General features: G+C 69.6%; 10 protein-coding genes. All 10 read left to right on the forward strand.

The window, feature by feature from the left end:
• Window positions 1–441: 441 nt before the first annotated feature.
• Window positions 442–2,061: a ShlB/FhaC/HecB family hemolysin secretion/activation protein gene (locus tag KDH83_RS26805; RefSeq protein WP_212321281.1), complete on the forward strand. Its 1,620-nt coding sequence runs from the start codon at window positions 442–444 to the stop codon at window positions 2,059–2,061.
• Between the two features lie 37 nt (window positions 2,062–2,098).
• A complete protein-coding gene (locus tag KDH83_RS26810) occupies window positions 2,099–4,006 on the forward strand; it encodes a MotA/TolQ/ExbB proton channel family protein (protein WP_212321283.1) in 1,908 nt (635 codons plus the stop codon).
• Between the two features lie 9 nt (window positions 4,007–4,015).
• Window positions 4,016–4,435, forward strand: coding sequence for a biopolymer transporter ExbD (locus KDH83_RS26815; RefSeq protein ID WP_103275596.1), 420 nt, complete (start codon window positions 4,016–4,018; stop codon window positions 4,433–4,435).
• Window positions 4,436–4,452: 17 nt separating this feature from the next.
• Window positions 4,453–5,166, forward strand: a complete 714-nt coding sequence (locus KDH83_RS26820; RefSeq protein ID WP_212321285.1) for an energy transducer TonB — start codon at window positions 4,453–4,455, stop codon at window positions 5,164–5,166.
• Window positions 5,167–5,203: 37 nt separating this feature from the next.
• Window positions 5,204–6,898 carry a putative porin gene (locus KDH83_RS26825; RefSeq protein WP_212321287.1) on the forward strand — a complete coding sequence of 565 codons (1,695 nt, stop codon included), beginning with the start codon at window positions 5,204–5,206 and terminating at the stop codon, window positions 6,896–6,898.
• Window positions 6,899–6,908: 10 nt separating this feature from the next.
• Window positions 6,909–7,664: a DNA repair protein gene (locus KDH83_RS26830; protein WP_249205380.1), complete on the forward strand. Its 756-nt coding sequence runs from the start codon at window positions 6,909–6,911 to the stop codon at window positions 7,662–7,664.
• Window positions 7,665–7,682: 18 nt separating this feature from the next.
• Window positions 7,683–8,186, forward strand: coding sequence for a YbjN domain-containing protein (locus KDH83_RS26835; RefSeq protein ID WP_212321291.1), 504 nt, complete (start codon window positions 7,683–7,685; stop codon window positions 8,184–8,186).
• 97 nt (window positions 8,187–8,283) lie between these two features.
• Complete coding sequence (locus KDH83_RS26840; RefSeq protein ID WP_212321293.1) at window positions 8,284–9,330, forward strand: peptidylprolyl isomerase; 1,047 nt, start codon at window positions 8,284–8,286, stop codon at window positions 9,328–9,330.
• A 13-nt stretch (window positions 9,331–9,343) separates the two neighbouring features.
• A complete protein-coding gene (locus tag KDH83_RS26845) occupies window positions 9,344–9,757 on the forward strand; it encodes an MbcA/ParS/Xre antitoxin family protein (protein WP_349291676.1) in 414 nt (137 codons plus the stop codon).
• On the forward strand, window positions 9,754–10,188 hold a 435-nt coding region (locus KDH83_RS26850), incomplete at its 3' end, for an RES family NAD+ phosphorylase (RefSeq protein WP_212321297.1). The genes KDH83_RS26845 and KDH83_RS26850, both read left to right, overlap by 4 nt.

Consider the following 10,188-nt stretch of genomic DNA (forward strand, 5'->3'; position numbering starts at 1 on the left):
AGAACCTGCCGTCGGTCATCAGCGTGCAGATCCTGGGCTATGGCGACGAACCGGCCGCCGCCGCGCCCTCGGCCCAGCCGCGCGCCCCGGCGCCGGCCTACCGGCCGGACGGCGTGGTGCAGGTGCAGGGGGTGGACGGCGGCGGCTGAAATCCCTCCGTCTGTCATGCTGGTGTCACATCGGCGGGGAGCAAAAAGCGGACCAGGGCCCGGGAATTTCCGGGCCCTGGTCCGTTCCGGCGGGCCTTCCCAGGGGCGCCGGCGCTGTTACGTGAAATTTTTCTTACAACGCGCAGTCTCGGGCTCGCCAGTACGTCTAGTAACAAGCAGAAGCTGCGGACGAGGACATGCGGGCAGAAATCCGTCACGAGATTGTCAAGCGCACTGCACGGTAGCGGCCGGCCACTGACCGGTTTTCATAAAAGGAACTGAGTGCATCGCTATGCATGATTTCGAGAGTAAGGGCAGCGCCTTGCGCGCAGCGGGAGCGATCGTCCTGACGCTGGCGGCTGGCGCCGCCTGGGCGCAGGCCGCCGCGCCCGCCGATGCCGCCGCCGCGGCAGCCGACCAGCGCCGCGTCAACGTCAATGAGTACATCGTGCGCGGCAACACCGTGCTGGAGGCGCGTGACATCGAGAAGGCGGTCTATCCGTACCTGGGGCCGGACCGCACGCTGTCCGACATCGAGGCCGCGCGCGAGGCCCTGCAGACCATCTACCAGGAGCGCGGCTACCAATCGGTGTACGTGGACCTGCCCGAGCAGCAGGTGGCCGACGGCATCGTCTTCCTGCAGGTATCGGAAACCAAGGTGGGCCGCGTGCGCGTGGTCGGCGCCAAGCACTATTCGCCGCTGACCATCCGCGACGAAGTGCCCGCGCTGCAGGAAGGCGAGGTGCCGAACTTCAACAAGGCCCAGGCCGAGCTGACCAACCTGAACCGCGGCGCCTCGCGCCAGGTGGTGCCGCTGGTCAAGGAAGGCCGCATGCCGGGCACCATGGACGTGGACCTGAAGGTCGAGGACAAGAGCCCCTGGCACGCCAGCGTGGGCCTGAACAACGACTACAGCGCCGACACCAAGAAGCTGCGCAGCACCGCCTCGATCGGCTACGACAACCTGTGGCAGCTGGGCCATTCCGTCAGCCTGACCTTCTTCACCGCGCCGCAGCAGACCGACAACGCCAAGGTCTGGTCCGGCTCGTACTCGATGCCGCTGTCCAACCGCTGGAGCCTGCAGTTCTCCGGCTACAAGAGCGACAGCAACGTGGCCACCATCGGCGGCACCAACGTGCTGGGCAAGGGCCACTCGTTCGGCGTCAGCGCGACCTACAGCATGGAGCCGCAGGGCGAGTGGTACAACTCGCTGACGATGGGCATCGACTACAAGAAGTTCGATGAAACCACGCGCTTCGGCAACAACGAAGAACTCATCCCGCTGAAGTACCTGCCGTTCACGTTCTCGTACAACGGCTACCGCTATTCCGAGTCCTCGCAGAGCAGCGTGGGCCTGTCGATCGTCGGCGCCACGCGCTCGTCCTTCGGCATCGGCAGCGACTGGAAGGAATTCGACGACAAGCGCTATCGCGCCAGCCCCAGCTTCGCGCTGCTGCGCGGCGATGGCACCCATACGCAGAACCTGTTCGGCGACTGGCAGCTGGGCCTGCGCGGCGCCTTCCAGCTTTCGTCCGGCGCCCTGGTGTCCAACGAGCAGTTCTCGGCTGGCGGCGCCACCAGCGTGCGTGGCTACCTGGCCGCCGAGCGCACCGGCGACGACGGCGTGCTCGGCTCGGTCGAGTGGCGCACGCCGTCGCTGGCCCGCTGGCTGGGCCCCAATGTCAACGAATGGCGCTTCTACGCCTTCGCCGACGCCGCCACCCTGCGCCTGCGCGAAACGCTGCCGGAGCAGGACGCCAGCTACTCGCTGGCCAGCGTCGGCCTGGGCACCCGCATGCAGGTGCTGGACTGGCTGAGCGGCTCGCTGGACTGGGGCTACCCGCTCAAGGACGGTCCCAACACCCGCAAACACGATCCCCGACTGAACTTCAACTTGCGCGCCAGCTTCTGAGCGCGCACGCAACCGCATTCCTCCCGGAGTCCTGACCATGCAACGTTTACTGATGTTCCTACTGACCGTGCTGGCCGGCCTAGCGCCGGCGGCCGCCAACGCCTGGTGGCAGGCCGACTGGCAATACCGCAAGCAGATCACCGTGGACACCACGCCGCAAGGCGCGCCGCTGGGCGGCGCCGCCGGCCGTTCGCCGTTGCTGGTGCGCCTGCACACCGGCAACTTCACCTTCGACGGCATCAGCGAGAAGGGCGCCGACATCCGTTTCGTCGCGGCCGATGACCAGACCGTGCTGAACCATCAGCTCGAAGCCTTCGATCCGCTGCTGGGCATCGCCCTGATCTGGGTGGACGTGCCCGAGCTGGCCGACGGCCAGCGCCAGGAAATCTGGATGTACTACGGCAACCAGAAGGCCCCGGCCTCGGCCAATGGCCAGCTGACCTTCGACCCGAACTACACGCTGGTCTACCACTTCGACGGCGCCGCCGGCGCACCGCCGCGCGACACCACCGCCTACAGCAACCACGCCCAGACCCCGACCACCGCCGCGGTGGACGGCGTGATCGGCCGCGCCGCGCAGTTCGCCGGCGGCGCGCCGCTGATGCTGCCCGCGAGCCCCTCGCTGGCCATCCCGGCCGCCGGTTCCTTCACGTTCAGCGCCTGGGTGCGCGCCGACCAGCCCGCTGGCGAGCAGCTGATCTACGCCCGCCGCGACGCCGGCAACTCGCTGCTGGTTGGTATCAACCAGGGCGTGCCTTTCGTCGAGGTCAACGGCCAGCGCAGCCAGCCGGGCCAGCCCCTGGCCCCGGCCGCCTGGCAGCACGTGGCCGTGACGGCCGACGGCAGCAAGGTCAACCTGTACGTCAACGGCCGTGTCTCGTCGTCGCTGGCCGCCAGCCTGCCGCCGCTGAACACCGTCGCCGCCCTGGGCGGTGACGTGCCGGCTCCGGCCGTCGCCCCGGCTGCCCCCGCCGCGCCCGCCGCCGACGGTCAGGCGCCGGTCGAAGCCGCGCCCGTCCGTCCGGTCTATACGCCGTTCGTGGGCGCCATCGACGAAGTGCGCCTGTCCAAGATCGCCCGCCCCGCCGCGCTGATCCTGGCCGACGCCACCGCGCAGGGCGCCGAATCGCGCCTGGTGGCCTATGGCACCGACGAAGAGCAGTCCGGCTTCGGTTTCGGCGGCCTGGGCTTCCTGCTCAAGGCCGTGCCGATCGACGCCTGGGTCATCATCGCCATCCTGGTCGTGATGATGGTGCAGTCCTGGTTCATCATGATCAGGAAGAGCCGCAACGTGGCCCGCGTGGCCCGCGCCAACGACGCCTTCCGCGAGTCGTTCGCCAAGGTCGGCAAGCGCCTGGAACTGCTGGCCGACGACGCCAACCTGGCGCGCTCGCTGGAGCATGCCTCGCTGTGGCGCCTGTACCGCGTGGCGGTCAATGAAATCCGCACCCGCCGCGAACAGGGCGCCGACACCAGCTCGATCTCGGCCGCCACCATCGAAGCCATCCGCGCCTCGATGGACGCCGTGCGCACCAAGGAAAACCAGGTGCTGGGCGCCAAGCTCGGTTCGCTGTCCAACGCCATCGCCGGCGGCCCGTACATCGGCCTGCTGGGCACGGTGCTGGGCATCATGGTGGTGTTCCTGGGCACGGCCATGGCCGGCGACGTGAACATCAACGCCATCGCGCCCGGCATGGCCGCCGCGCTGCTGGCCACCGCCATGGGCCTGTTCGTCGCCATCCCCGCCCTGTTTGGCTACAACCGCCTGGTCTCGCGCAACAAGGAAGTCAGCGCCGACATGCGCGTGTTCGTCGACGAGTTCGTCACGCGCCTGGCCGAAGTGCATGGCGAGACGCAGGAGCAGGAAGCCGCCCACCATCCCGCGCCGCGCGCTGCCGGCCGTCCGGCTGTCCGCGATGCGCAGCCCGCCGCCGCCGAAGCATAAGGAGATCCCATGGCTTCCGTATCCGCCGCCCAGGATGATGACGACGACGCGCCCGTCGACGGCATCAATATCACGCCGCTGGTCGACGTGCTGATGGTGGTGCTGGTCATGTTCATCCTGACCGCCACCGCGCAGATCGCCGGCATCAAGGTCAACCTGCCCAAGGCCAGCTCTTCGATGGCCCTGTCGCAGCCCAAGACCAAGGCGATCTCCGTCAACGACGCCGGCCAGGTCTTCCTGGACGCCTATCCGGTCACCCTGCCCGAGCTGGAGGACAGGCTGCGCACCGAGAAAGCGCTCAACCCCGACTTCCCGGTCATCGTGCGCGGCGACGCTGCCGTGCAGTACCAGAAGGTCGTGGAAGTGCTGGACCTGCTGCGCCGCCTGGAACTCGCCCAGGTCGGCCTGGTCACCGGTAAGCCGCAATAGGGGCCGAGGCAAACGTCATGTCGTTTCCTGAATCCGATTCCCCGCGCGCGCAGCGCCCGGCGCTGCGCTGGCTGAAGCTGGCGGCGGTGGCCGTGGCGCTGGCCGCCGCGGCCTATCTGCTGTGGCGCTGGGCCAATGACATGTCCGGCGTGCGGCGCGAGCCGCCGAAGGTGTCGGCGATCATTCCGCTGCCGCCTCCGCCTCCGCCACCGCCCGAGCCCGAGAAACCGCCGGAGCCCGAGCAGCCCAAGGAAGAGCAGCAGCCCGTGCCCGAGCCCGAGCCGGTGCCCACGCCCGAGCCGCCCAAGCCGCAGGACGAGGCGCCGCCTCGGCCGGCCGACGACCTCGCCAACCCGATGCAGATCGATGGCGATGCGCAGGCCGGCAACGACGCCTTCAACATCGGCGCCGGCCAGGGCAAGGGCATGTCGGGCGGCGGCGGCGGTCGCGCCGGCAACGCCACGTACAGCCAGTACCTCGCCTACGCGCTGCAGAAGATCCTGCGCGAGGACGAGCGCACCCGCAACCTGACCTTCCGCCTGCAGGCCAACATCTGGCTGACGGCGAGCGGGCAGGTCACGCGCGTCGAGCTCACCAAGTCCAGCGGCGATGCGGACGTCGACGCCCGCGTGGTGGCGGCCTTGCGCGCGGTGCCTGCGCTGGACGAACGTCCGCCGGCCTCGGTCAGCATGCCCATCCGCGCCTCGCTGACCGGCCGCCGCCCCTCCTGAAATCACGAACCGAACAGATCCCTGGAGTGTCAAGACAATGAAGTTCCAACTCAACCGACTGGCCGCCGCGCTGGCCCTGGCCGCCGCGGGCGCCGTGGCGCTGCCGGCGCAGGCCGCGCCGGCCCCGTCCGAGAACGCGACCGTCAACCTGATCCGCCTGCTGGTGCAGCAGGGCGTCATCAAGCAGGACCAGGCCGACGCGCTGGTGGCGCAGGCCGAGGCCGAGGCCAAGAGCGCGCGCGCGACCGGCAATGACCGTGGCGCCGCCGTGGCGCAGGCCGGCGACGTGCGCGTGCCGTACATCCCGCAGACCGTGCGCGACCAGATCCGCGACGAGGTCAAGGCCGAAGTGATGACCCAGGCCAAGGAAGAGAACTGGGCTCAGCCGAACACCTTCCCCGACTGGGTTTCGCGCATCACCGTCGAGGGCGATGTGCGCGTGCGCGACGAGTCGCGCCTGTACTCGGGCAGCAACAGCAACGAAATCACCGATTTCGCGCGCATGAATGCCAAGGGGCCGTACGACGTCAATCCGCAAGGCGGCAACAGCTACCCGCCGATGCTGAACACGCGCGAAGACCGCCGCAACCAGCTGCGCGTGCGCGCCCGCCTGGGCGTGCGCGCCGAGCTGTCCGAGTCCTGGACCGCCGGCATCCGCCTGGCCACGGGCAGCGACGACAGCCCGGTGTCGACCTCGCAGACGCTGGGCGGCGGCATGTCCAAGAAGGACATCTGGCTGGACCAGGCCTACCTGACCTACCGTCCGACCAAGTGGGCCACCGTCACCGGCGGGCGCATCGGCAATCCGTTCGATTCCACCGACATGCTGTTCTCGAACGACCTGAACTTCGACGGCGTGGCCGCGATCTTCAAGCACCCGCTGCAGGGCCGCGACGTGACGCTGTTCGGCACGCTGGGCGCCTTCTCCACCGAGTACAGCGCCAATGGCTGGAACTCGTCGTCCTTCAAGGAAGGCAAGAGCGAGGACAAGTGGCTGCTGGCCGCCCAGGCCGGCGCCGAGTGGAAGGTCAACAACAAGAACACGCTGCGCGGCGCGCTGGCCTACTACCATTTCGACAATATCGCGGGCAAGCGCTCCAGCCCCTGCTCGCCGTGGAACGGCGACCAGAACTGCGACACCGACTGGTCGCGTCCGGCCTTCATGCAGAAGGGCAACACGCTGTTCCTGCTGCGCGACATCATGGCCAATCCGGCCAACCCCGGCGCCACGCCGCAGCCGCAGTTCGTGGGCCTGGCGTCCAAGTTCGACCTGCTGGACGTGAACCTGCGCTGGGACACGCGCGTGTTCGACGGCCTGGGCCTGCGCCTGAACGGCAACTACATCCGCAACCTGGCCTACAGCAAGGGCAAGATCTGGAGCCGCTCGCAAGGTCACCTGGTCAACAACTTCAACGAGAACGGCGAAGTGCAGAGCGGTCCGAACGCCTGGATGCTGCAGGCCACGCTGGGCCGTTCGTTCGACCTGAAGGAGAAGGGCGACTGGCTGGCCTTCGTCGGCTACAAGTACATCCAGCCGGATGCCTTGCCCGACGGCTTCAACGATTCGTCGTTCCACCAGGGCGGCACCAACGCGCGCGGCTACTACATCGGCGGCAGCTACGCCTTCGATAAGAACGTCTATGGCGTGTTGCGCTGGATGAGCACCAAGGAAGTCTACGGCGCGCCGCTGGCCATCGACACCATGCAGTTCGAGATCAACGCCAGGTTCTGAGGCCATGGACATGCACACCGTATGGGATGAATCCGGCCAGGCCGCGCCGCTGTCGGCCGGGCGCGGCCGCCGGCTGGCGGCCATGGCAGCGCTGTGCGCCGCGGGCCTGACGCTGGGCGCCGCCGCGCAAGCCGAAAGCATGGAAGAGAAGCTGCGCGCGCAGCTGCGCAGCACCACGCAGCAGCTGCAGCAGATGCAGAGCGAGCAGGCCCAGGTCAACGCCGCCAAGGCGGCGGCCGAGGCCCAGCGCGATGCGGCGCAGAAGGAGCTGGAAGCCTTGCGTGGCCAGCTTTCCCGCGCCCAGGGCCAGGCCGAGAAGCTGTCGCAGCAGCAGAGCGCGGTGCTGGAAAGCGCGCAGTCGCAGATCGCCGCCAGCAACGCCCAGCTGGGCAAGTTCAAGGGCGCCTACGACGAGCTGCTGGTCCTGGCGCGCACCAAGGAAAGCGAGCGCGCCAAGCTGGCCGGCGCGCTGGCCCAGCGCGACGAGCAGGTCAAGAGCTGCGTCGCCAAGAACCGCGAGATGTACCAGGCCGGCAAGGACATCCTGAACGCCTACGAGCGCGTCAGCACGGGCGACATGATGGCCATGCGCCAGCCCTTCGCCCGCAGCGCGCGCGTGAAGTTCGAGGAACAGGCGCAGGAGTACGGCGACAAGCTGTACGACGCGCAGGTCCCGGCCTCGGCCGCCGCCATCGCCTCGCCCAAGCCCGGCGCGCCGGAACCGGGCGCCGCCGACGCGTTCACCATGCAGACCCAAACCAAATAAACCCGCAAGGAAATGACGATGACCGACTCCAACCTGATTCTCGACGTGAGCGCCGAACGCCTGCAGGAAGTGCTGCAATCGGCCGGCTACCGCGTCACCGTGTCCGAGCAGAACGGCATGGTGCAGCTGCTCAGCGCCAGCCAGGGCGTGGGCTTTGCCGCGCGCATGGGCAACCCGGCGCTGCCGGAAGGCCAGTTCCTGGACTACACGCTGAGCTGCGCGCTGCGCGTGCAGGGCGAGCTGCCGGCCGGCCTGGCCGAGCGCTGGAACGTGGAAAAGCGCTTCGCCCGCCTGACCGTGCAAGGCGCCTTCCTGGTGCTGGAACTGGATGTGATCGTGGCCGGCGGCGTGTCCGAGAACTATCTGCTCGCCACCACTGAACTGTGGGACCGCCTGCTGCAGGAATTCCTGCTGTTCCTGCGCGCCAACGCCGCGCCGGGCGCCGGCGAGGAAGCCGGCCAGTCCCAGGAATCGCTGTCCGAGGCGCAGGCCGAATCCGCGGCCGAGCCGACGACGCACTAAGGCCCGCGGGGCGGCGCCCCGGGCCGGCGTCCGCGATCGTGGATCCGGTCCGTGTCCGCCGCCCGCCGCGAGTGCTTGCCAGCTTGTGAGACAGACCATGAACAGCATCCTGAAACAGCCCACGAAAGTCCGTATCGCCGCCGCCGTGCTGCTGGTCGCCGGCGCGGCCGGCGCGGTCGCGCTGATGCGCGGCAGCCCCGCCCAGAGCAGCGAAAGCAAGCCCGCGCCGCAGGCCGCCGCCAAGCCGGCCCCGGCCGCCGCGCCCGCCGCCGGCGCCAAGCCGCCGGCCGTGGCCACGCTGGGCGCGGTGCAGGTGGATCGGGACGAGCTGCAGCGCCAGCTGCAGGCGCTGCCGCCGCAGGCGCGCGCGCAGCTCAAGGACAACCGCGCGGGCCTGGATCAATGGCTGCGCGCCCGGCTCGCCGAGAAGGCCTTGATCGAACAGGCGCGCGTCCAGGGCTGGCAGGACAAGCCCGAGGTCAAGCGCGCCTTCCAGGCGGCGCAGGAACAGATCCTGATGCAGAGCTACCTGGAATCGGTCAGCCGCGCGCCCGACGACTATCCGGCCGAGGCCGATCTGGCCGCCGCCTACGAGCGCGCCAAGCCGCAGCTGGCCCAGCCCGCGCTGTACCGTGTCAGCCAGATCTTCCTGCCGGCGCCGCTGGGCGACGGCGAGGCCGTGGCCGCCGCGCGCAAGCAGGCGCAGGACCTGGTCAAGCGCGCCCAGGCGCCCAAGGCCGATTTCGCCGCGCTGGCGCGCGCCAATTCGCAGGACGCCAGCAGCCGCGAACAGGGCGGCGACATCGGCTTCCTGCCGCTGGCCCAGCTGACGCCGGAGATGCGTCCGGTGGTCGAGCAACTCAAGACCGGCGACGTGTCGGCCCCGGTGCAGTCCGCCGCGGGCTTTCACATCCTGAAGCTGGCGGACCTGCGTCCGGCCGGCGTGACTCCGTTCGATCAGGTCAAGGGCGAACTGCGCGCCGCGCTGCGCAGCCAGCGTCAGGAACTTGCCGCGCGCGCTTATCTGGAGGGCTTGCTGAATGCGGGAACCGTCAGTATCGATGGCGCGGCCCTCAATGCCGCCTTCGAGCAAACCGCGGCCGCCCCGGCGGCCGGCGGCGCCGTCGCGAGCGCCAAGCCCTGAGGCGCCGGAGCCTGTGCCCGCGCTCGCGCAGCGCCTGGATGACAGGTTGCTGCAGGCGCTGGGCCAGGCCGATCCGCCCGTCAGCGTCCAGAGCGCGGCGGCCCTGATCCAGGCGCTGCGCGCCACCTTTTCCGACGAGATGCGCAGATGGTTCCCGCTGGTGCCGGAAGCCGAGCCGGGCCGCGCGCGCGAGGCGGCGCGCGAGGCCAGCCTGGACCTGGCCGACCTGCGCGTGCTCTATCGCGCGCTGCGGGTCGCGTGGCTGGCCGAGCTGGTCTTCGGCGAGCGCGAGCTGGCGCACCGCTGGCTGTGCCAGCCCAAGCGCCGCCTGCACGGCCGGGTGCCGCTGCTGCTGTGCCAGTACGGCCGGTATGCCGCGATGATCGAGCAATGGCTGGTCAACATAGACGAAGGAAACGGCCCATGATCGCGCTTTGGCGCTTGAGCAATAGCCAGGACCTGCAGCCCCGCGGGCGGCCGCCAGGCCGCTGGCATGGCCCCGGCGCGCCGGTGGTGGTGCTGGATGCCAGTCCGGCCGCCGCCGTGTTCGCGCGGTTGGCCCAGGCCGAGGTGGCGCATCCGCGCGCGCTGCCGCGCCATTACTTCCTGCTGGAGGTCGTCGCGCCGGAGAGCGCGGTAGAGGACAGCCATGCGCCGGCCAACTGGCTCACCGACCTGCAGGCCACGCGCGCGCTGGGCAATGCCTGGCTGGCGCGCGGCGAGACCGCGCTGCTGCGCGTGCCCTCGGCGGCGGGCGGCCTGCAGTACCTGCTCAATGCCGAGCACCCGCAACTGGCGCAATGCCAGATCGTGTCGGCGCTGGCCTATCCCTACCTGCCGCATCTGACGGGGCTGGAC

The sequence above is a fragment of the Achromobacter sp. Marseille-Q0513 genome (genome assembly GCF_018195695.1).
Lineage (GTDB): Bacteria > Pseudomonadota > Gammaproteobacteria > Burkholderiales > Burkholderiaceae_B > Achromobacter.

Bases quoted from the DNA above. Each gene is read 5' to 3' on its own strand.
- KDH83_RS26820 (WP_212321285.1), top strand. From the start codon at position 4,453: ATGTCGTTTCCTGAATCCGATTCCCCGCGCGCGCAGCGCCCGGCGCTG.
- KDH83_RS26805 (WP_212321281.1), top strand. From the start codon at position 442: ATGCATGATTTCGAGAGTAAGGGCAGCGCCTTGCGCGCAGCGGGAGCG.
- KDH83_RS26825 (WP_212321287.1), top strand. From the start codon at position 5,204: ATGAAGTTCCAACTCAACCGACTGGCCGCCGCGCTGGCCCTGGCCGCC.
- KDH83_RS26835 (WP_212321291.1), top strand. From the start codon at position 7,683: ATGACCGACTCCAACCTGATTCTCGACGTGAGCGCCGAACGCCTGCAG.
- KDH83_RS26815 (WP_103275596.1), top strand. From the start codon at position 4,016: ATGGCTTCCGTATCCGCCGCCCAGGATGATGACGACGACGCGCCCGTC.
- KDH83_RS26840 (WP_212321293.1), top strand. From the start codon at position 8,284: ATGAACAGCATCCTGAAACAGCCCACGAAAGTCCGTATCGCCGCCGCC.
- KDH83_RS26810 (WP_212321283.1), top strand. From the start codon at position 2,099: ATGCAACGTTTACTGATGTTCCTACTGACCGTGCTGGCCGGCCTAGCG.
- KDH83_RS26830 (WP_249205380.1), top strand. From the start codon at position 6,909: ATGCACACCGTATGGGATGAATCCGGCCAGGCCGCGCCGCTGTCGGCC.